The 26,245-nt window shown below is 62.2% G+C and carries 25 protein-coding genes; 22 read left to right on the forward strand and 3 right to left on the reverse strand.

All coding sequences use genetic code 11. From position 1 onward, the window contains the following. Window positions 1–86 precede the first annotated feature (86 nt). From AC1DVV_RS04420 to AC1DVV_RS04450, 7 genes are read left to right on the forward strand one after another with little or no spacing between them, the layout of a single operon-like run. Window positions 87–2,336, forward strand: coding sequence for a TonB-dependent hemoglobin/transferrin/lactoferrin family receptor (locus tag AC1DVV_RS04420; protein ID WP_477688956.1), 2,250 nt, complete (start codon window positions 87–89; stop codon window positions 2,334–2,336). 34 nt (window positions 2,337–2,370) lie between these two features. Further along, entirely contained in the window at window positions 2,371–2,733 is a 363-nt protein-coding gene (locus tag AC1DVV_RS04425) for a hypothetical protein (RefSeq protein WP_457278801.1), read from the forward strand. After that, on the forward strand, window positions 2,730–3,896 hold the full coding sequence (locus AC1DVV_RS04430; RefSeq protein ID WP_477667129.1) for a hemin-degrading factor: 1,167 nt from the start codon (window positions 2,730–2,732) through the stop codon (window positions 3,894–3,896). Before AC1DVV_RS04425 ends, AC1DVV_RS04430 begins: the two co-directional genes overlap by 4 nt. 25 nt (window positions 3,897–3,921) lie before the next feature. Continuing rightward, entirely contained in the window at window positions 3,922–4,872 is a 951-nt protein-coding gene (locus AC1DVV_RS04435; protein ID WP_477667130.1) for a heme/hemin ABC transporter substrate-binding protein, read from the forward strand. Next, a complete protein-coding gene (locus tag AC1DVV_RS04440) occupies window positions 4,869–5,276 on the forward strand; it encodes a VOC family protein (RefSeq protein ID WP_457278798.1) in 408 nt (135 codons plus the stop codon). The genes AC1DVV_RS04435 and AC1DVV_RS04440 overlap by 4 nt, the downstream gene beginning before the upstream one ends. Next, on the forward strand, window positions 5,273–6,334 hold the full coding sequence (locus tag AC1DVV_RS04445) for a FecCD family ABC transporter permease (protein ID WP_477667131.1): 1,062 nt from the start codon (window positions 5,273–5,275) through the stop codon (window positions 6,332–6,334). Before AC1DVV_RS04440 ends, AC1DVV_RS04445 begins: the two co-directional genes overlap by 4 nt. Before the next feature lie 10 nt (window positions 6,335–6,344). Then, the gene (locus AC1DVV_RS04450) at window positions 6,345–7,196 is read left to right on the forward strand and encodes a heme ABC transporter ATP-binding protein (protein WP_457278796.1); all 852 of its coding nucleotides are present in this window, start codon (window positions 6,345–6,347) and stop codon (window positions 7,194–7,196) included. 12 nt (window positions 7,197–7,208) lie between these two features. On the opposite strand, the gene AC1DVV_RS04455 is transcribed toward AC1DVV_RS04450, so the two are convergent. Beyond that, complete coding sequence (locus AC1DVV_RS04455) at window positions 7,209–8,006, reverse strand: TOBE domain-containing protein (protein ID WP_477701879.1); 798 nt, start codon at window positions 8,004–8,006, stop codon at window positions 7,209–7,211. A gap of 125 nt (window positions 8,007–8,131) precedes the next feature. Between AC1DVV_RS04455 and modA the strand changes: the two genes are divergently transcribed. The 3 genes from modA to modC are packed head-to-tail and all read left to right on the forward strand — an operon-like array spanning window position 8,132 to window position 10,711. Continuing rightward, on the forward strand, window positions 8,132–8,887 hold the full coding sequence (modA, locus tag AC1DVV_RS04460; RefSeq protein ID WP_477701880.1) for a molybdate ABC transporter substrate-binding protein: 756 nt from the start codon (window positions 8,132–8,134) through the stop codon (window positions 8,885–8,887). Between the two features lie 37 nt (window positions 8,888–8,924). Next, window positions 8,925–9,617, forward strand: coding sequence for a molybdate ABC transporter permease subunit (gene modB, locus AC1DVV_RS04465; protein WP_477701881.1), 693 nt, complete (start codon window positions 8,925–8,927; stop codon window positions 9,615–9,617). Continuing rightward, window positions 9,614–10,711 carry a molybdenum ABC transporter ATP-binding protein gene (gene modC, locus AC1DVV_RS04470; RefSeq protein ID WP_477701882.1) on the forward strand — a complete coding sequence of 366 codons (1,098 nt, stop codon included), beginning with the start codon at window positions 9,614–9,616 and terminating at the stop codon, window positions 10,709–10,711. Before modB ends, modC begins: the two co-directional genes overlap by 4 nt. A 238-nt stretch (window positions 10,712–10,949) precedes the next feature. Here the strand turns inward: modC and ppsR are convergent, their stop codons facing one another. Further along, on the reverse strand, window positions 10,950–11,771 hold the full coding sequence (ppsR, locus tag AC1DVV_RS04475; protein ID WP_457278791.1) for a posphoenolpyruvate synthetase regulatory kinase/phosphorylase PpsR: 822 nt from the start codon (window positions 11,769–11,771) through the stop codon (window positions 10,950–10,952). Between the two features lie 219 nt (window positions 11,772–11,990). On the opposite strand from ppsR, the gene ppsA reads away from it, so the two are divergent. The 5 genes from ppsA (at window position 11,991) to AC1DVV_RS04500 (ending at window position 17,843) form a co-directional block, all read left to right on the forward strand. Further along, window positions 11,991–14,390, forward strand: a complete 2,400-nt coding sequence (gene ppsA, locus AC1DVV_RS04480; protein ID WP_477667136.1) for a phosphoenolpyruvate synthase — start codon at window positions 11,991–11,993, stop codon at window positions 14,388–14,390. A 195-nt stretch (window positions 14,391–14,585) separates the two neighbouring features. After that, window positions 14,586–14,882, forward strand: a complete 297-nt coding sequence (locus AC1DVV_RS04485) for a hypothetical protein (protein WP_457278789.1) — start codon at window positions 14,586–14,588, stop codon at window positions 14,880–14,882. Between the two features lie 101 nt (window positions 14,883–14,983). After that, window positions 14,984–15,487 (forward strand): tetratricopeptide repeat protein, encoded by a 504-nt coding sequence (locus AC1DVV_RS04490; protein WP_477701883.1) that lies wholly within the window; start codon window positions 14,984–14,986, stop codon window positions 15,485–15,487. Further along, window positions 15,474–15,731, forward strand: coding sequence for a DUF4212 domain-containing protein (locus AC1DVV_RS04495; protein ID WP_457278787.1), 258 nt, complete (start codon window positions 15,474–15,476; stop codon window positions 15,729–15,731). Before AC1DVV_RS04490 ends, AC1DVV_RS04495 begins: the two co-directional genes overlap by 14 nt. After that, window positions 15,732–17,843, forward strand: coding sequence for a sodium:solute symporter family protein (locus AC1DVV_RS04500; RefSeq protein ID WP_457278786.1), 2,112 nt, complete (start codon window positions 15,732–15,734; stop codon window positions 17,841–17,843). Window positions 17,844–17,849: 6 nt separating this feature from the next. On the opposite strand, the gene AC1DVV_RS04505 is transcribed toward AC1DVV_RS04500, so the two are convergent. Beyond that, window positions 17,850–19,700: a hypothetical protein gene (locus tag AC1DVV_RS04505; protein ID WP_477707115.1), complete on the reverse strand. Its 1,851-nt coding sequence runs from the start codon at window positions 19,698–19,700 to the stop codon at window positions 17,850–17,852. A gap of 322 nt (window positions 19,701–20,022) precedes the next feature. On the opposite strand from AC1DVV_RS04505, the gene rpsF reads away from it, so the two are divergent. The 7 genes from rpsF to AC1DVV_RS04540 all read left to right on the forward strand — a co-directional run bounded on the left by rpsF (window position 20,023) and on the right by AC1DVV_RS04540 (window position 26,236). Continuing rightward, the gene (gene rpsF, locus AC1DVV_RS04510; protein WP_007871089.1) at window positions 20,023–20,388 is read left to right on the forward strand and encodes a 30S ribosomal protein S6; all 366 of its coding nucleotides are present in this window, start codon (window positions 20,023–20,025) and stop codon (window positions 20,386–20,388) included. 60 nt (window positions 20,389–20,448) lie between these two features. Continuing rightward, window positions 20,449–20,757 carry a primosomal replication protein N gene (gene priB, locus AC1DVV_RS04515; protein WP_457278784.1) on the forward strand — a complete coding sequence of 103 codons (309 nt, stop codon included), beginning with the start codon at window positions 20,449–20,451 and terminating at the stop codon, window positions 20,755–20,757. Between the two features lie 10 nt (window positions 20,758–20,767). Further along, window positions 20,768–21,052 (forward strand): 30S ribosomal protein S18, encoded by a 285-nt coding sequence (gene rpsR / locus AC1DVV_RS04520; RefSeq protein ID WP_077592883.1) that lies wholly within the window; start codon window positions 20,768–20,770, stop codon window positions 21,050–21,052. An 11-nt stretch (window positions 21,053–21,063) separates the two neighbouring features. Next, window positions 21,064–21,516: a 50S ribosomal protein L9 gene (gene rplI, locus AC1DVV_RS04525; RefSeq protein WP_457278783.1), complete on the forward strand. Its 453-nt coding sequence runs from the start codon at window positions 21,064–21,066 to the stop codon at window positions 21,514–21,516. Window positions 21,517–21,695: 179 nt separating this feature from the next. After that, a complete protein-coding gene (gene dnaB / locus AC1DVV_RS04530; RefSeq protein ID WP_457278782.1) occupies window positions 21,696–23,108 on the forward strand; it encodes a replicative DNA helicase in 1,413 nt (470 codons plus the stop codon). A 231-nt stretch (window positions 23,109–23,339) separates the two neighbouring features. Beyond that, window positions 23,340–25,214, forward strand: a complete 1,875-nt coding sequence (locus AC1DVV_RS04535) for an SLC13 family permease (protein WP_477707116.1) — start codon at window positions 23,340–23,342, stop codon at window positions 25,212–25,214. Continuing rightward, on the forward strand, window positions 25,211–26,236 hold the full coding sequence (locus tag AC1DVV_RS04540) for an ABC transporter substrate-binding protein (protein ID WP_477701887.1): 1,026 nt from the start codon (window positions 25,211–25,213) through the stop codon (window positions 26,234–26,236). The genes AC1DVV_RS04535 and AC1DVV_RS04540 overlap by 4 nt, the downstream gene beginning before the upstream one ends. The last annotated feature ends 9 nt before the right edge of the window (window positions 26,237–26,245 follow it).

Consider the following 26,245-nt stretch of genomic DNA (forward strand, 5'->3'; position numbering starts at 1 on the left):
AATTCGCATATACTTCGATCTCCTCAGAGCCAGCCACAAGTAACGCAAGCCTTCAGGCTTCACCGTTACGGCAGCAAGCCCTCCAAATGTTTCACTTTTTGGGCTTGCACGTGACGTCGATCCATCCATCTTCCCGCTTCGCCTTGCGCGAAATTTCCTTGTTGGCCGGTCTGGCCTGTAGCGCCGGCTTTGCCGCGCATGCACAGCCGGTGGCAAACGCTCCGGTGCAGGTTGCAGCCCTGAAAGAGATCGTGGTCAGCGGCTCCCGCACAGAGCAGGCGATTGAAGACCTTCCGATGACCATCGACGTCCTCAATGCAACCGACATTGAGCAGGGCCAGATCCGCGACATTCGTGATGCGGTCAAAAACATTCCCAATGTCTCAGTGCGGCGTGCGCCCGTGCGTTTTGGTTTTGCCACCGGCGGTGATACGGGCCGGGACGGCAATGCGGGTTTCAATATCCGGGGGCTGGATGGCAACCGCGTACTGATGCTGGTCGATGGCATTCGCATACCGCGCAGCTACAGCTTCAACGTCAATTCTTTCGGCCGCGACACCTTGTCGATTGACCTGGTCAAGCGGATTGAGCTTGTCAAAGGTCCGGCCTCGGTGCTTTACGGGTCTGACGGCATCGCGGGCCTGGTGAATTTCATCACCTACGAGCCCGAAGATTTTCTGAAGGACGGCAAAACCATTGGCGGCCGCGCTTCCACCACTTACAGCGGCGACGACAAGGGCTTCGGCGTGTCCGCGACCATTGCTGCGCGTGCCAATGAAGTGCTGGATGTTCAGCTGACAGTAGCGAGCAATCACAGCCAGGAGCTGGACAACAAGGGAAGCAACAACACCCTGGGTGTTGCCAGGACAACGCCGAACCCGCAAACCGACACCGGCAATTCGTTGCTGGCCAAGGCGGTGCTGCGTCCCGCGGCAGGGCAAAAGCATGTGTTGACTTTTGAGCATGTCGACAAGAAATCGGTTTATGACCTGCTGACGGCTGCGCGTTCCGCGACGGTACTGAGTACCGACGGCTTCAGCAATATGGACCGCAACCGGCTCACCTGGGACGCAAAGTACAAACTTGATGCCGCCCTGGCCGACAACCTGCAAACCGTGCTGAGCTACCAGGACGCCAAGTCGCGCGAGTTCGCCAAAGAGACCCGCACCGGTGCCATACCCCTGCGGACACGCGACACCTACTACCAGGAGCGCACGCTACAGGCCAGCATGCAGGCAGACAAGGTCATCCGGCCTGTGGGCCAATGGGCGCAAAAACTCACCTACGGCGTTGACTACACCCGCGCGAAAATCAGCAACCTTCAAACCGGCATTGCACCGACGGCGCCTGAGACTTTTCCGGTCAAGCGTTTTCCCGACACCACGGAATCCAGCGCAGCACTGTATTTGCAGGATGAGCTGATCAGCGGCGACTGGAGCCTCACGCCGGGCGTGCGGATCGACCGCTTCAGCATCGACGCCAGCCAGGCGGGTTTTGCGGCCACTCCCGTGTCTTTGTCCGGTTCGGCGGTTTCGCCCAAGTTCGGTGTTCTCTATCGCGCAACGCCGCAGTGGAGCGTTTTCGGCAACTATGCGAGCGGCTTCCGGGCGCCTAACGCCGGGCAGGTCAATGCGTTTTTTGAAAACGTGGCGCAGAACTACAGGACCATTCCCAATCCCAACCTCAAGCCCGAGAAAAGCAAAAACCTGGAATTCGGCGTGCGCGGCAATCTCGAACGGCTGACCCTCGATGCCGCCGTGTTCTATGGCCGCTTCAACAACCTGATCCAGGACAACGCAACAGTCTCGATCAGTCCGACGACGGTCTTCCAGTCCATCAACATCGACAATGCGACGATCAGCGGCTTTGAAGTCAAGGGCAGCATGGATTGGGGTCGGCTGGGTGACGGCCGTCTGAGCACGCCGTTTTCCTATGGCGAAACCCGCGGCACCGTCAAGAACACCGGCCTGCCGCTGGACACCATCGACCCGGCCAAGCTCACGCTGGGTGTGAAGTATGAAACCGCAGGCTGGGATGTCCGGCTTGACGCCAGCCACCATTCGGCCAAGAAATTCAGCGACATTGGCACGCAGCAGATCGGTACGGCCCCGGCCACGACACCACAGTTCGCGGTACCGGCGGCCACCACGGTTGACCTGAGCGGGCAGTGGCGCATCAGCAAGACCCTGCGCGTCAACGCGGCCATTGTCAACCTCACCAACAAGAAGTACTGGAACTGGTCCGACGTGCGCGGTGTCGCCGCCAATTCATTGGCGCTGGACTCGTACACCCAGCCCGGTCGCCACTTCAACGTGTCGCTGGTGGCCGATTTCTGATTCAACCCCTGATCGTCTTCATGAAGGAATGCGCATGAGCCAGTTTCCCGACCACGGCATCAACGACCCCGACGTCGGGACGGCTGACACGCCCGGACTTCCCACGGCTGAAGCCTTGCTGGCCGGCACGCTGGCCCTGATGACCGGCCACGCCCAGGCCTGCTGCGAAGGGCAGCGCGCATTGATGGCGGAAAAAATCATCGCCAACCTGTTCATGCTTTCGCATCATCCCGGCGCGCCGCCCAGTTTCAGAGCCATTGCCACCAACCTGCATGTCCTGTGGGTGCGCCTGCTGCCGCAGGGCCAGGATTTGCAGCAGGGCGCCATGCCGGCAGAAATAAACGACACCCCCATCCACCGCGTGCTTTGGCACACAACCCCGGAGACCCTTCAATGAGTGCAGTCCTTCAAACCCAGACGCGGCCAGTGGCCGCAACCCAGGCGCCGGCCGTCACGCCGGTCATGAGCGATGCCAGTGTGCGAGAACGTTTCGCGGCCGCGCGCAGCAGCGGCAAGCGCGCCAAAGATGCCGCTGAAAGCCTGGGGCTCAGCGAAGGCCGGGCGATAGCAGCCCATGCGGGCGCGCACGGCCAGCCCCTCAAAGCCGTTCCGCTCAAAGGTCCCTGGGTTGAAATCCTCCAGGCCCTGGAGTTGTGCGGCCCGGTCATGGCGCTGACGCGCAATGAATCCACCGTGCATGAGAAAACCGGCATCTACCAGAACATCAATGCGACCGGCCACATGGGCCTGGCATTGGGCGAGGACATCGACCTGCGTCTTTTCTTCAGCCGCTGGCATGCGTGCTTTGCGGTGCTCGAGCCCGCCAACGACACGAAGAACCCACCGTCGCAAAGCCTGCAATTCTTTGACGCGCACGGCGTAGCGGTGCACAAGGTGTTTGTGCGCGCTGAAACTGACCGCGATGCCTTCAACGACATCATCGAGCAGTTCACCGACGTGGAAAAGGACTACACCTTCACACCGGCTCCCCCCAAGGCGGCGCCCAAACCCGACACCGATATCGACACGGCCGGCCTGTTGCAGGGCTGGAGTGAAATGACGGACACGCACCAGTTCTTCGGCCTGATCAGCAAGTTCGGCGCGGAACGCCAGCAGGCCTTCAGGCTGGTGCAGGGGCACTTCACCGAACGCGCCGACTTGGGCATCGTGCGCAGGCTGCTGGACGAGTCGGCGATGGACGGCGCGTCCATCATGGTGTTTGTCAGCAGCAGCGGATGCATCCAGATCCACAGCGGCCCCGTCAAGCGCATCGAGCCCATGGTCACACCCACGGCGCATTGGATCAACGTGCTGGACGCCGGTTTCAACCTGCACCTGCGCGAAGACATGATCAAAACCGCTTGGATCGTGAAAAAGCCCACGGTAGACGGAATAGTCACGTCGGTGGAAGTGTTTGACGGCGCGGGCGAATTGATGGCCATGTTCTTTGGCAGCCGCAAACCTGGTGTGCCGGAGCAGCAAGCCTGGCGCGACATTGCAGCGCGGCTGCCCCGGCTCTCGTCTCTTGCCAGCCCGGCCCTGAACCCAGAGCACGCTTGAGTCATGACTTTCCGAAAGAATGCCCATGAAAAATCACCCCGACACACTTCAGCTGGCGCTTCCGCGCACGCCCTCGCGGCGGGACGCCCTGCGGTATTTTTCACTCCCGGCGGTTACCGCCGTCTCCAGCGTTTGCGGCCTGTCTGCGGCTGCTGTGCTGGCCCAGGTGCCGGCGAAGATGCCGCGCATCGTCTCGGTGAGCGGCGCGACCACGGAAATCGTGTACGCGCTGGGCGCTGAAAAACAGCTGGTTGGCACCGACACCACCAGCCTGTTTCCTGCCGCTGCATTGCAAACCCCCAAGGTTGGCTATATGCGCCAGCTCTCGGCCGAAGGGCTGCTCTCGCTCAAGCCGGATGCGGTGATCGGCACCACGGAAGCTGGCCCGAATGTGGTGATGGACCAGATCCGAAGTGCCGGCGTCAAGGTGGAACTCGTTGATGCCGACCACAGCTGGGCGGAAGTCCAGCGCAAGGTCGCGGCCGTCGGGCGCGCGACTTCGCGTGTCGCGCAAGCCGCCGCGTTGCAGGCAAAGCTCGATACCCAGTGGGCCGAAGTGATCGCCGCGGTGGCCCGTAAAACCGGCCGCAAACCCCGTGCCGTTTTTATCCTCAGCCATTCAGGCAGCCCCCAGGTCGCCGGCGACAAGACCGCCGCGCACGCCATGTTTCGCTACGCGGGCCTGGACAACGCCTTGATCACGCCCGGCAGTTCCGCCAACTTCAGCGGCTACCGCCCGATGACACCCGAGGCCTTGGTGACGGCCGCGCCGGATGTGATCGTCACGACCACACAGGGCATTGAAGCCATCGGCGGGATTGAGAAATTCTGGCAGCGCCCGGGCCTCGAGCTCACACCCGCCTACAAGCGCCGTGCGCTGGTGGCGCTTGATGCGCTTTACCTGATAGGTTTTGGCCCGCGCCTGCCGCAGGCCGTGGCCGAGTTGCACCGGGCCAGCCTGAAAGCGCTGGCATGAGCGGGCCCCTGAAACCCGTCATGACGGAAGTCCTGTGCGCACGCACACCAGCCGTTCTGCACTGCGCCGACTTGCGCCGGACACAGGCGTTTTATTGCAGTAACTGGGGCTTTTCCGTGCAGCACAGCGTGCCCGGTGTGATCGCGGTGCTCACGCGCGAGTCGGTGACGGTCCAGCTTTGGCAGCGCCGCGCCGACATGGCGCCGCAGCGTTTCGCCTGCCGCCTGCTGGTAGACAGCATCGAACAATGGCACATGGCCTTGCAGTCGGCGCCTGGCCAGGCGCTGCACAGCCTGGTGGAGCAGGAGTGGGGAACCGAGTGGGGCGTCAGCGACTGCGAAGGCAACCGGCTGTTGTTAGTGCAGTCAGCTCCGCATGCGGCCAGGCGCAAGGCGCGCGCATGAAGGCAACCCTGCTGCACGGCGATCACCGGCGCTGGCCTGCCGCGGCAGTACTAGGTATGGGTTTTCTGTTGCTTGCTATCAGTTTTATAGCTGGTAGCGCACGGGGCGCCTACGCTATCAGCCCTTTTCAGTTGTGGACTGTCCTGGTGGACATGCTGGCAGGCAATAGCCAGCCCACACCCGAGCACCTGGTTTTCATGAACATCCGCCTGCCGCGCCTGCTGCTGGGCGTGGCGGCCGGCGCGGCGCTGGGCATGTCGGGCGCGCTGATGCAGGGCCTGTTTCGCAACCCGCTGGCCGACCCCGGCCTGATCGGTGTCAGCAGCGGTGCGGCGCTGGCTGCGGGCATGACCATCGTGCTGGGCAGCCAGTGGTTCCCCGACATGCCGCGTACGCTGGGCAGCTGGACGCTGGTGCTCATGGCTTTTATGGGCAGCTTGCTGGTCACGGTGCTGGTGTATGCGCTGTCGCAGCAGGACGGCGCCACACGCGTCGGCATCATGCTGCTGGCCGGCATTGCCGTGAATGCGCTGGCCGGTGCGGGCCTGGGTTACCTCACTTTCCTTGCCACCGATGAGCAGTTGCGCAACATCCAGTTCTGGCTGCTCGGCAGCCTGGGCGGCGCGCGCTGGAGCGCGGTGGCGCTGGTGTTTTCCGTGGTGCTGGCCGCGGTATGCGCCGGCCTGACATTGGCCAAACCCCTCAATGCCATCGCACTGGGCGAAGCCCAGGCAGCCTTGCTGGGCGTGCCGGTCGAGCGCGTCAAGCGTTTCGCCGTGCTCGTGACGGCGCTGGCCGTTGGCGCGGTCACGGCCACCACCGGCATCATCGGCTTCATTGGGCTGGTGGCCCCGCATTGCGTGCGCCTGGTGGCCGGGCCCGACCACCGCATTGTGTTGCCGGGCTCGGCCCTGTTGGGTGCGGCGCTGGTGCTGGTGGCCGACAGCGTGGCCCGCACCGTGGTCAAGCCGGCCGAGCTGCCGCTGGGTGTGCTGACGGCCTTTGTCGGCGTGCCTTTCTTTTTACTGCTGCTGCGTCACTTCCGGAGCCGGCTATGAGGGCATGCCAGTGAACGCACGTAATCAGACAGATTTTTCGCCACTGGCCGGCATGCTGGAGGTGGTGGGTGTGGGCGTCGAGGTACCCGGCCGCTCGCTGCTGCAGGCGGCTTCGGCGCAATTCATCGCAGGGCAGGTTACGGCGGTGCTGGGACCCAACGGCGCAGGCAAGTCCACTTTGATGTCGCTGCTGACCGGGCAGCGCCAGCCCACAGGCGGCCATGTCTACCTGGCCGGCAGGGCGCTGCCGGCCTATGCGTCGGCTGATCTTGCGCGAGTACGTGCCTCGGTGGCGCAGGAAACACAGGTAGCGTTTGAGTTCACTGTGCGTGAAGTGGTCGAGCTGGGCCGCTACCCGCACCGCCGCCATCCCGGCAAGCGTGATGTGGATGTGGTGCTGCAGGCCATGCAGGCCACCGCGGTCGAGCATCTGCAGCACCGTTCGCTCAACACGCTCTCGGGTGGTGAGAAGGCGCGCGTTCACCTGGCGCGCGCGCTGGCGCAGGTGTGGGAGCCTGTTGCCGGCATCGCTGGCGATGGCCCGGTGCGTTGGTTGCTGCTGGATGAACCTACTGCCGCGCTGGATTTACAACACCAGCACCGCATGCTGCAGCTGGTGCGCGCCTGGGCCACAGCTCAGGGCGTGGGCGTGGTGGCTGTGCTGCATGACTTGAATCTGGCGTTGCGTTATAGCGACCGCTGCGTGGTGCTGCAGGGCGGGCTGGTTGTCGGCAGCGGGGCGACCGCCGATGTGCTCACGCCGGTATGCATCGAGAAAGTCTGGGGAGTGGTGGCACACCCGGTGGCCACGCAGGGCAGGGCGCCTGGGCCGTGCCAGTATTTGTTCGACGCGCTCATCTAGAACTACAGATACTCAGGTCGACAGAGCAATCACCACAGCGGATTCGTCGATCAAGGCCTGGACAAGGGCCTTGGTCTTCAGTCCGCTGCCGGCCGCTGCGAAACCCACCAGCTGCAAACCACCATCAAGTTGTAGCGACACTTCATCGCCTGTAGCACCCCGGCTGATGCGAACGGCCTGGCCATTGAGGCCTTGCACACCTGGCACCGCGGCGGCCGCAGGTGACTGCGCCGTCACGGTCACCGCCGTGGCCTTGCACAGCGCCAACACGGTTTGGCCTTTTTGCAGGCCCAGCAATTCGGCACTGGCTTTGGTAATGCGCGATACCAGCATCGCCCCGCCGGCCAGCGTCAGATGCACGCGTGCCATCTGGCCGCGCACCTCCAGCTTGTCGACCTGGCAAGGTAGCTGGTTGCGCATGCTGGTGCGCACGCTCATGCTGGACAGTACCGGCAGCGCGCGGGGCAGCAGCAGTTCATTGGCTTTGAAGCCCGCCAGCACCTGGCTACGTGTTTCGCTCAAGAGGCCCGCCACTGCCAGCAGCTTCTGGCCCGCCGGCGTCAGGGTGGCGCCGCCACCGCCAGAGCCGCCCACGGCGCGCTCCACCAGCGCCACGCCGGCCAGGTTGGTAAGGGTGTCGATGGCCTGCCAGGCGGCCTTGTAGCTGACCTTGGCCTGCCGCGCCGCCTGCGAGATCGAACCGCTTTCGCCGACCAGGCGCAGGATCTCGATGCGCTTGTCGGCCGGCTCGTGGCTGAAGGCGCTGGCGAAGGAGGGAGCAGCGGACGAGGAAGTGACGGCTTTTTTCATGGGAGCCTCGGGACAGGTATCGCTATTCTAAAATAGAATAGCGAATCGGCAGGAGTGGCTTTCCTTCAAACGCATCTTCGCCTCCTTCACTGTCGTCTCCCATCTTTCATCATCGGAGTTTCATCATGTTCAAAACTGCGTCGCGCTGGCTGCCGGGTCTGTATCTCGTGCTGGCATCGGCCGCCGCACTGGCCGATGATGTCCAGGTCGCGGTGGCCGCCAATTTCACCGCGCCCATGAAACTGATTGCTGCGGACTTTGAAAAAGACACCGGCCACAAAGCCGTGCTGACCTTTGGCGCTACCGGCAAGTTTTATGCGCAGATCATCCATGGCGCGCCGTTTGAAGTGTTTCTTGCGGCTGACGACGAAACCCCCGCGAAGCTGGAGAAAGAGGGCGTGGCCGTGAACGGTAGCCGCTTTACCTATGCCACTGGCAAGCTGGTGCTCTGGTCGGCCCAGCCCGGCGTGGTCGATGCGCAGGGCGAGGTCCTGAAAAAGGGCGACTTTAAAAAGATCGCCATTGCCGCGCCCAAGCTCGCGCCCTACGGCGCTGCCGCGGTTGAGACGATGAACAAGCTCGGCCTGCAAGTCGTCCTGGAGCCCAAACTGGTGCAGGGCGAAAGCATCGGCCAGGCCTTCAGCTTTGTCTCCACCGGCAATGCGGAGCTGGGTTTTATCGCGCTCTCGCAGGTCTACGAAGGCGGAAAAATCAGGTCGGGCTCGGCCTGGATTGTTCCCGACAGCCTGCACAGTCCGATCCGCCAGGACGCGGTGCTGCTGGCCAAGGCCAAAGACAATAAGGCCGCGGTGCAGCTGATGGTTTTTCTGAAAACAGAGAAGGCCAGGGCGGTGATTCGCTCCTTCGGCTACGAGCCCTGAACGCGGCATAGAAGCGGCATAGAGGCGGCACTGAACCATGCTCGACGATGCAAGCCTTCAGGCGCTGGCGCTGACCTTGCGGCTGGCCGCCACCACCACCGTGGTGCTGCTGCTGGCCGGAACGCCCTTGGCCTGGTGGCTGGCGCGCACGCGTTCGTGGCTCAAAGGGCCGGTGGGTGCGCTGGTGGCCTTGCCGCTGGTCTTGCCTCCGGTGGTGCTGGGCTTTTATCTGCTGGTACTGATGGGGCCGAACGGCCCGGTTGGTCAGCTCACGCAATCGCTAGGTTGGGGCGTGCTGCCGTTTACCTTTGCCGGACTCGTGGTGGGTTCGGTGCTGTATTCCATGCCCTTCGTCGTGCAGCCGCTGCAAAACGCCTTTGAGGCGATTGGCGAACGGCCGCTGGAAGCCGCCGCCACCTTGCGCGCCTCGCCGCTGGACACTTTTTTCAGCGTGGTGCTGTCGCTGGCACGGCCCGCCTACTTGACGGCCGCCGTCATGGGCTTTGCGCACACGGTGGGCGAGTTCGGCATCGTGCTCATGATGGGGGGCAACATTCCCGGCAAGACACGCGTGATGTCGGTGCAGATCTACGACCATGTGGAGGCGCTTGAATACAGCCAGGCGCACTGGCTGGCCGGTGGCCTGCTGGTGTTTTCCTTTCTGGTACTGCTGGCGCTCTATACCTTCAATGCCCTGCAGCCGGGCCGGCGCAAAGGGCAGGGCGCATGAAGCCAGCCAGCCTTGTCGAAGGCGGCATCTCCGCCTCGTTTCATCGTGTCTTCACCGATTTCTCGCTCGACGTGTCGCTGGCCTTGCCGGGGCGCGGCGTCACGGCCATCTTCGGTCCCTCGGGTTCGGGCAAAACCAGCCTGCTGCGCAGCATTGCCGGACTGGAGCGGGCGGCGGCCGGCCATCTCTCGGTCAATGGCGAAGTCTGGCAAGACGACAAGGCCGGCGTCTTCTTGCCGGTGCATCAGCGGCCGCTGGGCTATGTGTTCCAGGAAGCGAGCCTGTTCGCCCACCTGGACGTGCACCGCAACCTCGATTTCGGCCAGCGGCGCGTGCCGGCTGGCCAGCGCCGCATCTCGCTGGAACATGCCATTGAATTGCTGGGCTTGCAAAAACTGATGCGGCGCATGCCCGGCACGCTTTCGGGCGGCGAGCGCCAGCGCGTGGCCATCGCGCGCGCGCTGGCCACCAGCCCGCAGCTTTTGTTGATGGACGAGCCCCTGGCCTCGCTGGACATCGCCCGCAAGGCCGAAATCCTGCCCTACCTGGAGCGCCTGCATGACGAACTCGACATGCCCGTGCTCTACGTCAGCCACGCGCCCGATGAGATCGCCCGGCTGGCCGACCACCTGGTGCTGCTGGATGCCGGCCGCGTCACGGCCTCAGGCCCCACGCGCGAGCTGATGACGCGGCTGGACCTGCCGCTGGCGCACGGCGACGCCGCGGCCGCGGTGATGGATGCAGTGATCAGCGCCGTCGAGCCTGAATGGCACATGAGCCATGCCGAGTTTCCCGGTGGACGCATCAGCCTGCTCAACCCTACCCTCCAGGTCGGCCAGCGCGTGCGCGTGCGCATCCAGGCGCGTGACGTGAGCCTGACGCTGGAGCGCCAGGAGGGCACCAGCGTGCAGAACATCTTTGCGGTCACCGTCACCGGCCTTTCAGCCGACAGCCCGGGACAGGTGATGGTCGGCCTGGACGCCGGCGGCAGCGCGCTGCTGGCGCGGCTCACCCAAAAATCAGCGGAATCCTTGCAATTGCAGCCCGGCAGCCGTGTGTACGCCCAGGTCAAGGGTGTGGCGGTGCTGGGCTGACCCGGCGCCGCTATAAAAAAGATAGCTGCTCGCGCGCGTCGGGATTGGGTTAACGGCTGATTTCATGCGAAATTTTTAACCAGGCCCAGGGCTCTATTTTTCGCTAAAAAATGCTTCCTGGCCAATAGGGGCGGGCGCAAGCAGCTATCAAATCAGTAGCAACTCACCCGATCCCCGGGAAAAAACGGGCTCACCTTGTGCATCGCGTGCAGAGGCATGGGATGTACCGGGCCCCGCCTCAGTACTCCAGCCGCTCGGGCCGGATTTCCTGCAGGATGGTGGTGGCGATCTCTTCAATCGATTTGGTGGTGGTTGACAGCCAGCGTATGCCTTCGCGCCGCATCATGGCCTCGGCCTCATGGATTTCGTCGCGGCAGTTCTCCAGGCTGGCGTATTTGGAGTTGGGCCGGCGTTCATTGCGGATCTGCGCCAGGCGCTCGGGCGCGATGGTCAGCCCGAAGATCTTCTTGCGGTGTGGCACCAGCGCCGGCGGTAGCTGGCGGCGCTCGAAATCTTCGGGGATCAATGGGTAGTTGGAGGCCTTCAGGCCGTACTGCATGGCCAGATAGAGCGAGGTCGGCGTCTTGCCGCTGCGGCTCACGCCCACCAGGATCACGTCCGAACCGGCCAGGTCGCGGTTGCTCTGGCCGTCGTCATGCGCCAGCGAGAAATTGATCGCCTCGATGCGGTCGTCGTATTCCTTGCTCTTGGAGGCATCTGAAAACCGGCCAACCCGGTGGTTGGACTTGATGCCCAGCTCACCCTCCAGCGGCGCCACAAACATGCCGAACATGTCCAGCAGCATGCCGTTGCAGTGGGCCTTGATGACGGCGAGGATCTCCATGTTCACCAGCGTCGTGAAGACGATGGGGCGTTTGCCCTCGACTTCGGCGGTGTGATTGATCTGCCGGATCGCCTGGTGGGCCTTGTCCACGCTGTCGATAAAAGGCAGGCGCACGTGGCGCGGCTTGAATTCAAACTGCGCCAGGATGGCGTTACCAAAGGTTTCCGCGGTAATGCCGGTGCCGTCGGAGATGAAAAACACGGTGCGTTGGGACATGGGAAGGGGATAAATGAGGGACAGGGAAGGAAAATAAGGGTTTCGCTGGTTGAAAGCCGGGTGAAAGCCTGACACGGCACGCCGGGCCCGAGGCCCCTACAATCGTGGCAATTATCCAGTTTGTCACATCATGCCCCGCCACAACCCCTTCCAACAACAACAAGGTTGCTTGCCGCGCATGGTGAATTCCACGGTTTTTAAACCTCCCGGAGTATTTTCATGTCCAAGCTGTTTGAGGCGACCGCCCTGGTCGTACCGTTTGAAAACCTGAGGATGACAGACGTCGAGTCTGTCGGCGGCAAGAACGCCAGCCTCGGCGAAATGATTTCGCAACTGCCGACCGGCCCCAACGGGGTTCGTGTTCCCACCGGATTTGCCACTACGGCCCACGCCTTTCGCGTGTTCCTGGCGCATGACGGCCTCGACAAAAAAATCAACGGCGTGCTGGACACGCTCAACACCGATGATGTGCGCGCGCTGGCCGAAGCCGGCGCCAAAATCCGCAAGCTGGTTGAAGCCCAGCCTTTCCCGGCCGATCTGGAAAAAGCCGTTCGCGACAGTTTTGCCGCCCTCAGCGCCGGCAATGCCCAGGCCAGCTTTGCGGTGCGCTCATCCGCCACGGCAGAGGACTTGCCGGACGCGTCGTTTGCCGGCCAGCAGGAAACCTTCCTGAACGTCGTCGGCATCGAGGACGTGCTGCACAAGATGAAAGAGGTGTTCGCCTCGCTGTACAACGACCGCGCCATCAGCTACCGGGTGCATCAGGGCTTTGCCCATTCCGACGTGGCGCTGTCCGCTGGCATCCAGCGCATGGTGCGTAGCGACAAGGGCGTAGCCGGCGTGATGTTCACCATCGACACCGAAAGCGGCTTTGAAGACGTGGTGTTCATCACCTCCAGCTACGGCCTCGGTGAAACGGTGGTGCAGGGCGCCGTCAACCCCGACGAGTTTTACGTGCACAAGCCCATACTCAAAGCGGGCAAACGCGCCGTCATTCGCCGCAACCTGGGCAGCAAGCTGCTGCAGATGGAGTTCACCAGCGCCGACGAGAAAAAAGCCGGCGGCAAGCTGGTCAAGACCACTGATGTGCCGACCGAGCTGCGTAACCGCTATTCACTGACCGACACCGACGTTGAGCAGCTCGCCCGCTATGCGCTGATCATCGAAGCGCATTACGGCCGCCCGATGGACATCGAGTGGGGCAAGGACGGCATCGACGGCGAGCTCTACATCCTGCAGGCGCGTCCCGAGACCGTCAAGAGCCAGTCCAAGGGCAAGGCAGAGCAGCGCTACAAGCTCAAGGGTACCGGTACCGTGCTGGCGGAAGGCCGGGCGATTGGCCAGAAGATCGGTACAGGCGCGGTCCGCATCGTCCACGACATCAAGGACATGGACCAGGTGCAGGCCGGCGACATCCTGGTGACCGACATGACTGACCCGAACTGGGAACCGGTGATGAAGCGCGCCAGTGCCATCGTGACCAATCGCGGCGGGCGCACCTGCCACGCCGCCATCATCGCGCGCGAGCTGGGTATCCCGGCCGTGGTCGGCTGCGGCGACGCCACCGAAACGCTGAAGGACGGCATGCTCGTCACCGTGAGCTGCGCTGAGGGCGATACCGGCAACATTTATGACGGCCTGCTGGAGACCGAAGTGACGGAAGTGCAGCGCGGTGAGATGCCGCCTATCGACCTGAAGATCACGATGAATGTCGGCAACCCGCAGCTGGCGTTTGATTTCTGCCAGATCCCCAATCACGGCGTTGGCCTGGCACGGCTGGAATTTGTCATCAACAACAACATCGGCGTGCACCCCAAGGCGATTCTTGATTACCCCAACGTGGATGCCGACCTGAAAAAGGCGGTGGAAAGCGTGGCACGCGGCCATGCCTCGCCGCGTGCCTTCTATGTCGACAAGGTGACCGAAGGCGTGGCCACCATCGCAGCGGCCTTCTGGCCCAAGCCGGTGATCGTGCGTCTGTCGGACTTCAAGTCCAACGAATACCGCAAGCTGATCGGCGGCTCACGCTACGAGCCCGAAGAAGAAAATCCGATGCTTGGTTTTCGCGGCGCATCGCGTTACCTCAGCCCTGATTTCGGTGAAGCTTTTGCGATGGAGTGCGAAGCGCTCAGGCGCGTGCGCGACGACATGGGCCTGGTCAACGTTGAGGTCATGGTGCCGTTTGTCCGCACCCTGGGCCAGGCGAAGAAGGTCACGGACCTGCTGGCGCAGCACGGCCTCAAGCGCGGCGAAAAAGACCTTCGCGTGATCATGATGTGCGAAGTGCCGAGCAACGCCATCCTGGCCGATGAGTTCCTTGAATTCTTCGATGGTTTCTCGATTGGCTCGAACGACCTGACCCAGCTCACGCTGGGCCTGGACCGCGATTCGGGCCTGGACATCCTGGCCCAGGACTTCGACGAGCGCGACCCTGCTGTCAAGGCCATGCTGAGCCGGGCCATCCAGGCCTGCCGCAAGCAAGGCAAATACGTCGGCATCTGCGGCCAGGGCCCCAGCGACCACCCGGACTTTGCGCAGTGGCTGAAGGACGAGGGCATTGGCTCCATCTCGCTGAACCCTGATACGGTGATCGCCACCTGGAAGCAACTGGCCAACTGAAGACGGCTGACATGAATTGAAACGGTGCGCTGTGGAGAGATCCGCAGCGCATTTTTTTCGCGCGCTTCAACTGGATGACCACGGGAAAACCCCCGGTGGCAGAAGGTTTACCGGTAAGCCAATTGGCAAGGCCTCCGATGACAATCGGAATTGTTGCCTTCATCCCTTAATCCCTTCATCTGTTTGCCATGAGCCATGCTTGCCGTCGCCACTACCGTCAAACTGCTCACTGAAATCGCTCTGCTTGCATTGGCCGGCCAATGGGCGGTAGGCCTGCTGGCAGGCGCAGCCAAGGGCAGCAATCCGTTTTATCGTGTGCTCCAGCTGGTGGGCTTGCCTTGGGTCAAGGCAGCACGCTGGATATCTCCGCAGGTGGTGATGGACCGTCACCTGCCGCTGGTGGCTTTTTTGGTGCTGCTGCTGGTGTGGGCTGCCGCTGCCATTGCCAAAATCCGCATCTGCCTGGAGATCGGAGTGGCGCTGTGCAAATAGGGCAAATAAGGAACACCCTCCAATATGGTTTTCTGAAAACACGTGCACTGCTTTTGCTCGCCTGCGCCAAACGGTCTGCCGCGCTGGCCGTCTTTGATCAGATGCTGCAATTGCGCCCCGCAGACCCTTATGCGCTGGCCAGCCGCGGCCATGTGGCGGCGCAGCTCCAGCTCACGCAGGAATCCATTGCCAGCCTTCGGCAACTGACCGCTGTCAGGCCCGGGCAGGCGGCAGGCTGGTTCAACCTGGGTTACGTGTTGCAGCAGGCGGAGCGCCATGACGAGGCCGGGCCGGCCTTTGAACGCGCGGTGGTGCTGGACGCGCGCCTGGACCAGGCCTGGTATGGCCTGGCGCTGGTGCACATTCACGCGCACCGGTTTGAGGAAGCCGCCGAGGCCCTGAAAAAGAACACAGCCCTGCAGCCTTTGAGCCCTTACGGCTGGTATCGGCTCGCGCAGGTGTGGGTGGCGCTGGGCCAGCCCGCCAAGGCGCGCAAGGTGATTGCACACCTGAGTCGCTTTGAGCCGCGTGTGGCGGCCCAGTTCGAGCGCGAGAACGAGGCCGTTTTTGCGGTCACCGGCGAGGCAGCCCATGCAGCCCACTGAGAGTCACCGCCGTTACTGGCGCAAGAACCTGGTTGTGACGGCTGCGCTGCTCCTGATCTGGTTCAGTGTCACGTTCGGCGTGAGCTACTTCGCGCGGGCGCTGAATTTCACTTTTTTTGGCTGGCCTTTCAGCTTCTGGATGGGCGCGCAGGGCGCCCTGGTGGTGTATTGCCTCATTGTCGGGTTTTATGCTTGGTACATGAACCGGCTCGACATCGAGCATGACGTGGCGGACGAGGACTGAATGGGCGGCTTTTTTGGTTCGCGCGACGGGGTCATGCTCTCGAGCCAGCAGTTCAAAAAGCAGCTGGACCGCATCTACCGCTGGTACACGCTGGGCCTGGTGGTGTTTGTGGTCGTCCTGGCGCTTCTGGAACGTGCGGGCCTGCCGCGCCTCTGGATAGGTACGGCCTTTTTGCTGGCCACCATCGGCCTTTATGCGGGCATAGGCGTCATGAGCCGCACCACCGACGCCTCCGAATACTATGTCGCGGGGCGGCGCGTGCCGGCGGTCTACAACGGCATGGCCACCGGCGCCGACTGGATGTCGGCGGCCTCCTTCATTGGCCTGGCGGGAACGCTTTACCTCACGGGTTACAGCGGGCTGGCCTTCATCATGGGCTGGACAGGCGGCTACTGCCTGGTGGCGCTGGTGCTGGCGCCTTACCTGCGCAAGTTCGGTCAGTTCACCATTCCGGATTTTCTGGGAGAGCGCTACGGCGGGCGCCTGCCGCGGCTCATCGGCGTGGCGGCGGCTATTCTGTGTTCCTTCACCTATCTGGTGGCGCAGATTTACGGCGTCGGCCTGATCACCTCTTACCTGACCGGCATCGCGTTCGAGCTGGGTATCTTCCTGGGGCTGGGCGGCATTCTGGTGTGCTCGTTCCTGGGCGGCATGCGCGCGGTGACCTGGACGCAGGTGGCCCAGTACATCATCCTGGTGGTGGCCTATCTCATTCCGGTGATCTGGCTGTCGGTCAAGCAGACGGGCGTGCCGGTACCGCAACTGGTTTATGGCTTTCAGCTTGAAAAGGTCACGGCCAAGGAGAAAGAGCTGACGGCCGACCCCAAAGAGTTGCAGGTGCGCGAGCTGTTCCGGCAGCGCTCGGAAGCGCTGTCGGGCAGGCTGGAGCACCCCGCCGAGTCGCTGGCCGCCGACAAGCTGGCCGCCGCCAAACGAATGGAGCAGCTCAAAAGCGGCAATGCATCCGTGGCTGAAATTTCATCGGCCGCCAGGGCGATGGCCGGTATGCCCCGGGACGAGGCCGCAGCCGTCAAGGCCTGGACGGCGGCCAGGGCCGCTGCGGACGTCAAAACCCAGCCGCTTAACGGCATGCCCGCCCACGCGGCCCAGTTCTCAGGCAACCCGGACGGGACCCCGAAAGAGCAGGAGACTTACGACACTTCGCGCCGCAATTTTCTGGCGCTGGTTTTTTGCCTCATGGTGGGCACGGCGGCCTTGCCGCACATCCTCATGCGCTATTACACCGTGCCCAGTGTGCGGGAAGCGCGGCAATCAGTCACCTGGTCGCTGGTTTGTATCTTCCTGCTTTATTTCACCGCACCGGCACTGGCCGTGCTGGTGAAGTACGAGATATTCACCGTGCTGGTGGGCATGCCGTTTGACCAGCTGCCCGCCTGGGTGCATTCCTGGACGAGGGTGGACCCTTCGTTGCTGTCGGTCACCGATATCAACAAGGACAACATCCTGCAGCTCAATGAGATGAACATAGGCGGCGATATTGTGGTGCTGCTGACGCCCGAGCTGGCAGGCTTGCCGTATGTGATTTCAGGCCTGGTGGCGGCGGGTGGGCTGGCTGCCGCGCTTTCCACCGCCGACGGCCTGCTGCTGACGATTGCCAATGCGCTGGGCCACGACCTTTATTACAAGATGATCGACCCCAATGCATCAACGGTGAGCCGGGTGACGGTGTCCAAGATATTGCTGCTGATCGTGGCCTTGCTGGCGGCCTATGTGGCGGCGCAAAAGCCGGCGGACATCCTGTTTCTGGTGTCGGCCGCGTTCTCGTTTGCCGCCGCCTCGTTCTTCCCGGCGCTCAGCCTGGGGATCTTCTGGAAGCGCGCCAACGGCATCGGGGCCGTGCTGGGCATGGTGTCGGGCCTTGGCGTAACCTCGTATTACATGTTCACCAACCAAGCTTGGCTGCGCGCCACCTTCGGCATTACCTCGCCGGTGCAGCTGTGGTGGGGCATAGACCCGATTTCGGCCGGGCTTTTCGGCGTTCCGGTCGGTTTTGCGGTGATTGTGCTGGTGAGCCTGCTCACCCCGCCACCCAGCCAGAAAGTCCAGGAACTGGTGGAATACATTCGCTATCCGGACCTGAAACGTCTCTGAAAAAGCTCAAGCCACGTGGTTTGGCTGCCTGGATTGTCGGGGCGCCGTGCGCCAACGCCAAAGCGTAGCAGCCAGCCATCCCAGCATGAGCAGCCCAAACGAGACCCAGGCGATATACGACAGCCGGTTGGCCATTTCCTGGCGTGCCGAGAAATTGAAAGCAAATGGCTTGTAGTTTGCGAATTTCTGGGCTTCCTCGCGTTGATCTGCACGGAAAAGATCGCCTGGTTTGCAGTTGTTTTCTTTTGGGTAGACGTAGCAGGCCGGGTTTTTCAGGTTCAGGAAACCGTTGTGCTCGGCAAGAACTGGCCCTGTTGTCAGGCCTTCTGCTGAGAATTTCTCCAGGCTGTAGCCGAAAACGGGGTTATAGCAAAATAGCGCCGACTTGCCTGCAGCCAGGAGGTTGTTGGATGTCACTTGCAGAATGCCCGTCTCGGTCTGCATGTCTGCACGGCTTCCGAGTTCCCGGATTCCAGCGGCAAATGTGCCGTCCCGTAATTTTTTTTCAGCGATTACCACACTGCGGGGGTCATATCCCTGCCACGAATAGAACTCCCGGCCTTCAAGCGCTGACTGCGCCACTGTTGCCGTGAGGCAGGCTGCCACGGCCAGGCTTTTCCAGCGTTTCCAGGTCGCGCGTTGCAGCAGCAAGCCCATACCGACGGCGAAAATGGTGATGTACACCACCAGCCAGCGTACCAGCGTGCTGGCCGAGTTGACGATGGGCAGCGTCTTCAGGAAGGCATTCCACCGCGGATCAAAGTAGTTAAGTGCCAAAGGCACGGCCAGGCTCAGCAGCAAGGCAGAGCCCAACAGAAATTGACGCCAGCCCGGAAGCCGAAATGCCGTTGTTGCTCGGCGAATCCTGTCAACCATAAGGCAAACCAGTAAAACGGCGCTCGCCATCCCGAAGTTGAAGGCCCACTCGTGCGGCGATTGCGTGGCCTGCAGGTTGGTCATGGAAGCCTTGCCGATCTGGTAGGCCTGCTGGGACTCCAGAAAAAGTGCTGCGACGGTCATTCCCGCCGCTTCATGCCATGAAGGTGCGCCCGGCAGCGGATAAAAAGTACGAGGAAAAAGGGCAAGAAAGGAAAAGGTTGCCATCAGCTTGGACGCCGAAAGCGCCAAGCCGACGACGCTGGCAATCAATCCCCTCGCCATAAACTGCCGGAGGTCACCGGCGTTCATGCAATGCAGCAGACCGATCACGAAAACAGCGAGGCCCCCCGCGAGCATCAGAGTGCTGAGGCCGGAATGCACCCAATAGGCAAGCACAACCCCCGCCAGCACTGATATCCCGGCCTGATCGAGTCGCGAGCGGATAGGCAGCAGGAGCAGTAAGGCCAGCCAAGGCACCAGGGCAAGCCCATGGAAGCCGACATGCCCGATGATGATCCGATGTGGAAGAAACCCGTTGAACATCAGCAAGCCGCCCACCAATACTGCCGCCAGGGGCCCGGTTAAAAAGACCTTGCGCGCCAGCAGATAACCGCCCCAGAACATCAGGCTCGCGCTCAGGCACAGCAACAGATATGCGGCGTTGATCGGTCCGGCCAATATGGCCAGTAACTGTGGAAACGAATAAAAAGCGGACTGCGGATCAGGAAAAAAGGGCTGACCGGCACAGAATGACGGTGTAAACCATGGGGTGCTCAATCCGTTCGTGGAAAACCAGATGTGCCCATCCAGCCAGTTGGGCAACATCAGCGAGTAGTCATGACCCAGCCATCCTCTGTCCAGAGGGAAAAAGGGCTTGAAAATCAGGCCAAGGCAGAGCAACAGGAGGCCGTATACCAGCCAGACCGCATAGGTCGCATGCCGGCCTGAAAGGCTTGCTGGCGCGTGAGGCAGTTGCATGTCGACGGCGTAGGTAGGCGGGTGCGGGATGGTTGTAGTCCAGCGCATCCGGATCTGGCGGGAGATTAACACGCAGTAACAATCAGCCAAAGAGCTTCATTGCATGGGTCATTGCGTGGGTTCTACCCGGCTGTGCCCGGTGCTGGTGCCAGCGCTTTGAAGCAGGGGGAAACTACCCCAAAAGCTGCGATTTCTTGGGTTTGCAGGTCGCTGGCCAGGCCAAACTGGCATCCGAACAAGTCTTCAGGCTATAATCATGGGCTTCGCCTTGCTGCACCCTTAACGACGCTGGGGCAGCTTCAATTAACCACAAGGAGAGTTTATGCGTCACTATGAGATCGTCTTGCTGATCCATCCGGATCAAAGCGAGCAAGTCCCAGCCATGCTGGAACGTTACAAGGGCATGATCACCGCCGGCGGTGGCAAAGTGCACCGTGTCGAAGATTGGGGCCGCCGCCAGCTGGTGTACCTGATCCAGAAACTGGCCAAGGCCCACTACCTCTGCATCAACATCGAAGCCAGCCAGGCCGTGATGGAAGAAATTGAACACGCGTTCAAGTTCAACGATGCCGTGCTGCGCCACCTGACCGTGGTGAAGAAGAAAGCCGAAACCGGCCCGTCCCTCATGATGCGCAACGTCGAGAGGGAAGAAGCCCGTAAGGCCCAACAGCAGGAGTATGCGGCTTAATAGCCACCATGCTGTTGAACGCCTCGCTGCTGCGCATCTGCTTTTGAGCAAGAGCCCGCAGTGAACCACGTTGAACTGACCGCCTGTATCGCCGAGGCAAGTCCTCTTCGCTACACGCCCGCTGGAATCCCCGCCGCCAATTTCGTCCTCGAACACGAGTCCGAAATCGTCGAAGCCGGAGTCACCAGACAGGTCAAGTTGACGGTAAGGGCGGTGGCCTTCGGAGCGCTGGCTGAGCAATCAGCCAAATCCCCGCTAGGCAAACCCTTCAGGTTCACCGGTTTTCTCATCAATGCGCGCACCAGCAAAGGTGTTGTTTTTCATATCCAGGCTCTGCACAAGGTAGAGCAAATACCGAACCCCATTTAAGGAGTCCATCATGCCCGGACCAAAACGTTTCAACAAAGACAAGCGCCCCAAGCGCAATACCCAATCACTGCTGTTCAAGCGCAAGCGTTTTTGCCGCTTCACAGCCGCTGGCGTTGAAGAAATCGACTACAAAGACATCGACACCCTGCGCGATTTCGTAGCCGAAAACGGAAAAATCATCCCCGCTCGCCTGACCGGCACGCGCGCGATTTTCCAGCGCCAGATCAACACCGCCGTCAAGCGCGCTCGCTTCCTCGCGATGCTGCCTTACAGCGACCAGCACCGTAGCCTGTAAGGAGCACGACCATGCAAATTATTCTGCTCGACAAAGTCGTGAACCTCGGTAACCTCGGCGAAATCGTCAAGGTCAAAGACGGCTATGCACGCAACTTCCTGATCCCTTCGGGCCGCGCACGCCGCGCCACGGAAGCCAACAAGGCCGAATTCGAAGCCAAACGCGCCGAACTCGAAAAAGCTGCAGCAGCCAAGCTGGCCGAAATGCAGGCCCAGGGCGCAAAGCTCGGCGGCACCACCGTCAAGCTCACGCAAAAAGCCGGTGTTGACGGCCGCCTGTTCGGCTCCGTCACCAACCATGACATCTCGGCCGAGCTGACCAAGCAGGGCTTCCCTGTGCTGAAGTCGCAAATCCGCATGCCTAACGGTCCGCTGAAGATTGTTGGCGACCACGCCGTGACCGTTGCCCTGCACACCGACGTGGCAGTGGACATCACCGTCACCGTGTACGGCGAAACCGCTTAAGCGTTTTCGCCCTCCGCAAAAAAGCCGCTCGCCGAGCGGCTTTTTTCATGGCTGTTCATATCGATTGGCTATACACAAGCTCCGGGTGTATTTACACCGAATTTCCAACGCTTATTCACAACTTTGTCCACAGCGGTTTTTCGTAGCGGGCTTAGTATTTCAGTCTCTCAAGGAAACCCATGTCCGCCGTACTTTCCACCTATGACGATCCCGGCTACAGCCCCGACCGCCAGATCGCCCAGCTGCGCATTCCGCCGCACTCAATCGAGGGTGAATCCAGCGTGCTGGGCGGCCTGCTGCTCGACAACGGCGCGTGGGACCGTGTGGGCGACCTGCTGACCGACCAGGACTTCTACCGCTCCGAACACAAGCTGATCTATGCCGCCGTGGGCGCGCTCATCAACGCCTCCAAGCCGGCCGACATCATTACGGTGTACGAGCACCTGCAAAACCAGGGCAAGGCCGACGAAGTAGGGGGCCTGAGCTACCTCAATTCCCTTGCGCAATACGTTCCTAGCGCGTCCAACATTCGCCGCTACGCAGAAATCGTGCGCGAGCGCTCCATCCTGCGCAAACTGGTGTCCGCCTCGGACGAGATTTCCACCAACGCCTTTAACCCGCAGGGCAAAGACGTCGCGACCATCCTCGACGAAGCAGAGCAGAAGATCTTCAAGATCGGCGAGCAGGGCTCGCGCATGAAAGAAGGCTTCCAGAGCATGGATACGCTGGTCGTGAGCCTGCTCGATCGCGTCACCGAGATGGCCGAGAACCCGCAGGATGTCACCGGCGTGCCCACGGGCTTCTACGACCTGGACCGCATGACGTCCGGCTTCCAGGCTGGTGACCTGGTGATTCTGGCGGCGCGCCCCTCCATGGGCAAAACTGCACTGGCCATCAACATCGCCGAAAACGTTGCCTTGCTCGAAGGTCTGCCCGTTGCCGTGTTCTCCATGGAAATGGGCGCCTCGCAGCTTGCCGTGCGTATTGTCGGCTCCATCGGCCGCATCGACCAGACCCATCTGCGCACCGGTGCCCTGACGGACGAAGAATGGCCGCGCCTGACCGAGGCCATTGAAAAGCTGCGCACCGTCTCTTTGCACATCGATGAGACTCCCGGCCTCACGGTGAGCGAGCTGCGCGCCAACGCCCGCCGCCTGGCCCGCCAGTGCGGCAAGCTCGGCCTGATCGTGGTCGACTATTTGCAGCTCATGAGCGTATCCGGCGGCATGGCAGACGAGAACCGCGCCACGGCCGTCGGCGAAATCTCACGTGGCCTGAAAATGCTGGCCAAAGAGCTGCAGTGCCCCGTGATCGCGTTGTCGCAGCTCAGCCGCGGCGTCGAGTCCCGCACCGACAAACGCCCCATGATGAGCGACCTGCGCGAGTCCGGCGCCATCGAGCAGGACGCCGACATCATCATGTTCATTTACCGTGACGAGTACTACACCAAAGAGGCCTGCAAGGAGCCCGGTGTCGCCGAGGTCATCATCAGCAAACAGCGTAACGGCCCGACGGGCACGGTCAAGCTGGCCTTCCTGAATCGCATTACCAAGTTCGAAAGCCTGGCCAGTGGCGGCAGTGGGGATTTTTAAGGCCTGAAGAAGCTCGCAAGCCTTCCGGTCATATCGAGTGGCCACGGCGCAGTGGTCTCCTAGGGTTTTCCGGCGGCCGTTTTCGGGGAAACGGTGATTTAATGGCAGAAAACAGCTGCAGGCCAATCAAGCCGGGCGCAAGCAGCTATCAATACAATAGCTAAAGGAGGAGGTTCCATGCCGATGCCCCTGCGGATTCTTACCGTCACCTCACTGTAGGTCCGGGAATCCATGCCTGTTTCCTCCGTCATTTCCGCTGCCATCCCCGACGCCGACATCCTGGCGCTTTTGCGTGGCGACGCGCTGTTCGCCGACCTGTCCGGCAGCCAGCTTGCACGCCTGCTCGGCAGCCTGCACACGCTCGAATTCGCCGCCGGCGACACGCTATACGAGAAAGGCGCGCCGGCCGAATATCTATACGTGATCGAAGCCGGCGAGCTGCAGCTGACCACGCCGGCCGGCCGTACTGTGGTGCTGCCCGGTATGCGCTGCGGTGAAGAAGCCGCCTGCGACACGGCCAATTATCTGTGCAGCGTCACGGCCGCCACGCGGGTCAGGGCGGTGCAGGTTCCGCGCGACGCCCTGGCCGAGCTGGTTGCAAAATCGCCCGCCTTGCGCAACAAGGCCTGGCTGACGCTGATGGGTTATGTGGGCGGCGAGTCCTTTCTTGCGCCGGCCCCCGGCAAGCCCGCCGCCAAAAAGCCGGCCAAACCCATTTCCCGGCGCGAGCTTGTCGGCTGGCTGGGTGTGGTGCTGGTGCCGCCCGCGATTTATTTCCTTTCCGGCATGGCCGGGCTGGTGGTAGAGGCCTCGTTGTTCCTGGCCATCCTGTCGGCCACGGTGCTGATGTGGCTGTTCAACCTGGCCGATGAGTTCGTGCCGCCGCTGGTGGCCATTACCGCGGTGTTGATCGTGGGCCTTGTGCCCTACGAAGTCGCACTGGCGGGGTTTTCGTCGCGAACGCTCACCACGCTGGTCGGTGTCTATGCGCTGGCCGCCGTGATTTCCGCCTCGGGCCTGAGCTACCGCTTCATGCTGTGGTTGTTGATACGCCTGCCCGACACGCCGTTCTGGCACCAGGCGGCGCTGCTGCTGTCGGGTTACCTGCTGTCGCCCATCATGCCTTCTGGCAATGCGCGGCTGTCGCTGGTGCTGCCGTTTTACCGCGACATGATCGAAGGCCTCAACCTGCCGGCGCACAGCAAGTCCGCCACGGCCTTGATGGCCGCCACGTTTTCCGGCGCCATGCTGTTCTCGCCGATGCTGCTGACCAGCAAGTCGTCCAACCTGACGGCTTTCGGCATGCTGCCCGTGCAACTGCAGGACCAGTTCCAGGGCCTGTTCTGGTTTGCCGCTGCCGGCGTGGCCGCGCTCACTGTCACGGCCATGCACCTGGTGGTGGTGCGCCTGTGTTTTGGGCGCACGGCCCAGGCCGCTTTGCCCAAGGAAAGGCTCAAGCGCCAGCTGGCCTTGCTGGGCGACGTCACCCGGCCCGAAAAAGCCGCGCTCACCGGTTTCCTGTTTTTCCTGCTGGGCGCCGGCACCGCCGGCTGGCACCAGATTTCTCCTGCGTGGCTGGCGGCCTTTTTGCTGGTGGGCCTGCTGCTCATGGGCTTGCTGAGCAAGAAAGACTTCCAGCAGAAGATCGACTGGCCGATGATTTTCTTTCTGCTCAGCCTCGACGGCCTGAGCCGCGCCATCAGCTACCTGGGGCTGGACACCGCACTGGCCCATTCGGCGGGCAACATGTTTGATTTCGTCGGCGGCAAAATGGTCTGGTTCATTCCGGTCGCGCTGGTGGTCACGCTGCTGCTGCGCCTGGTGCTGCCGATCACCGCCGGCATGATCGTGGCTGCGGTCATCCTTCTGCCGATCGGGCAGGCGCAGTTCATCAACCCCTGGGTCGTGGTCTTCCTGACTGCGATGTTCAGCGACATCTGGTTCATGCCCTACCAAAGCTCGCAGTACCTGCAGGTCATGGGCAGCGGGCTGGACCGCTACTACAAACACACCGATTTCCTGCGCTATAACCACTGGATGAACCTGGCGCGCCTGCTGGCGGCCTATCTCTCGATCCCTTACTGGGAATGGCTGGGCCTGGTATGAAAAATGGAACCCTCGCCGTCCTGACGGGTGCGGCCCTTCTTGTCGCGTTGCTGCTGCTGGGCATGTTCAACCTGTCCAAGCCGCGGGTGCTGGTGCTGCACAGCTCGGACCGAAGCTCCACCACCGTCGGCAAGATGGACGAAGGCATACGCCATGTCCTGGACAAAAACAGGCAGCCCTTGACTGTTCGCTGGCATTACCTCGGCATAGACCGCCTTCCCGATGAAGACCATCGCCAGGACGCCGCAAAAGAAGGCCTGCGCGCCATTGAGCAGTTCAACCCCGACCTGGTGATTGCCGTAGACGACGAAGCCCAGCAATACGTGATGCGCCGCTTCGCCGGGCAGGGCCGTCCCAGGGTGGTGTTCGCCGCCATAGACCATGAGCCCGCAGAGTACGGCTACGTGGGCGCAGCCAACGTCACCGGTGTCGCCGAGCGCCTGCCGCTGGCCGCCATGCGCGACTTGCTGCAGCACGTCAAAAAGGGCCAGCCCGTACGTGTGGCGGTGCTGGGCGACGCCGGCCCCACCAGCCAGGGTCAGCTCAGGCAGGTCGAGGCTTTCAACTGGGCGCCGCACAGCGTGGTGGCTACCCACACACTGGGCGATTTGCCCGCCTGGCAGGCTGCCACCAAGGCCATGGACGGCAAGGCCGATGTGGTGTTGGTGCTCTCGCACGGCAGTTTGCGTGCCGGGCCCGCAGCGGCCGGCGTGGTGCCCGATGCCGAGGTGATCAAGTGGCTCGAAGCCAATGCCGCGCCCTTGCCGCTGGGGGTCGATATTGAATACGTTCAGCAGGGCGGGGGGCTCAGTGTGGCGCCGTCCGCCAAGTCGATGGGGGAAATCGCTGCCGCCGACGCCCTGGCCTGGCTGAAGGCAAAACCCGCCAGTGCACCACCGCTTCCGGGCCAGGACGCGCGCTACAGCGTGGGTTTGCGCGCTGCCGCCCTGCGTGCCCGCAACATCACGCTGCCGTCGATCTACACCGAGGCCGCGCGGCTGGAGCAACTCTACTACCCCTGATACCCGCTA

This window comes from Polaromonas sp. P3_B4 (genome assembly GCF_056402835.1).

Coding starts and splice junctions, on each gene's coding strand:
- AC1DVV_RS04420 (WP_477688956.1), top strand. CDS start 87: ATGTTTCACTTTTTGGGCTTGCACGTGACGTCGATCCATCCATCTTCC.
- AC1DVV_RS04425 (WP_457278801.1), top strand. CDS start 2,371: ATGAGCCAGTTTCCCGACCACGGCATCAACGACCCCGACGTCGGGACG.
- AC1DVV_RS04430 (WP_477667129.1), top strand. CDS start 2,730: ATGAGTGCAGTCCTTCAAACCCAGACGCGGCCAGTGGCCGCAACCCAG.
- AC1DVV_RS04435 (WP_477667130.1), top strand. CDS start 3,922: ATGAAAAATCACCCCGACACACTTCAGCTGGCGCTTCCGCGCACGCCC.
- AC1DVV_RS04440 (WP_457278798.1), top strand. CDS start 4,869: ATGAGCGGGCCCCTGAAACCCGTCATGACGGAAGTCCTGTGCGCACGC.
- AC1DVV_RS04445 (WP_477667131.1), top strand. CDS start 5,273: ATGAAGGCAACCCTGCTGCACGGCGATCACCGGCGCTGGCCTGCCGCG.
- AC1DVV_RS04455 (WP_477701879.1), bottom strand. CDS start 8,006: ATGAAAAAAGCCGTCACTTCCTCGTCCGCTGCTCCCTCCTTCGCCAGC.
- modA (WP_477701880.1), top strand. CDS start 8,132: ATGTTCAAAACTGCGTCGCGCTGGCTGCCGGGTCTGTATCTCGTGCTG.
- modB (WP_477701881.1), top strand. CDS start 8,925: ATGCTCGACGATGCAAGCCTTCAGGCGCTGGCGCTGACCTTGCGGCTG.
- modC (WP_477701882.1), top strand. CDS start 9,614: ATGAAGCCAGCCAGCCTTGTCGAAGGCGGCATCTCCGCCTCGTTTCAT.
- ppsR (WP_457278791.1), bottom strand. CDS start 11,771: ATGTCCCAACGCACCGTGTTTTTCATCTCCGACGGCACCGGCATTACC.
- ppsA (WP_477667136.1), top strand. CDS start 11,991: ATGTCCAAGCTGTTTGAGGCGACCGCCCTGGTCGTACCGTTTGAAAAC.
- AC1DVV_RS04485 (WP_457278789.1), top strand. CDS start 14,586: ATGCTTGCCGTCGCCACTACCGTCAAACTGCTCACTGAAATCGCTCTG.
- AC1DVV_RS04490 (WP_477701883.1), top strand. CDS start 14,984: ATGCTGCAATTGCGCCCCGCAGACCCTTATGCGCTGGCCAGCCGCGGC.
- AC1DVV_RS04495 (WP_457278787.1), top strand. CDS start 15,474: ATGCAGCCCACTGAGAGTCACCGCCGTTACTGGCGCAAGAACCTGGTT.
- AC1DVV_RS04500 (WP_457278786.1), top strand. CDS start 15,732: ATGGGCGGCTTTTTTGGTTCGCGCGACGGGGTCATGCTCTCGAGCCAG.
- AC1DVV_RS04505 (WP_477707115.1), bottom strand. CDS start 19,700: ATGCAACTGCCTCACGCGCCAGCAAGCCTTTCAGGCCGGCATGCGACC.
- rpsF (WP_007871089.1), top strand. CDS start 20,023: ATGCGTCACTATGAGATCGTCTTGCTGATCCATCCGGATCAAAGCGAG.
- rpsR (WP_077592883.1), top strand. CDS start 20,768: ATGCCCGGACCAAAACGTTTCAACAAAGACAAGCGCCCCAAGCGCAAT.
- rplI (WP_457278783.1), top strand. CDS start 21,064: ATGCAAATTATTCTGCTCGACAAAGTCGTGAACCTCGGTAACCTCGGC.
- dnaB (WP_457278782.1), top strand. CDS start 21,696: ATGTCCGCCGTACTTTCCACCTATGACGATCCCGGCTACAGCCCCGAC.
- AC1DVV_RS04535 (WP_477707116.1), top strand. CDS start 23,340: ATGCCTGTTTCCTCCGTCATTTCCGCTGCCATCCCCGACGCCGACATC.
- AC1DVV_RS04540 (WP_477701887.1), top strand. CDS start 25,211: ATGAAAAATGGAACCCTCGCCGTCCTGACGGGTGCGGCCCTTCTTGTC.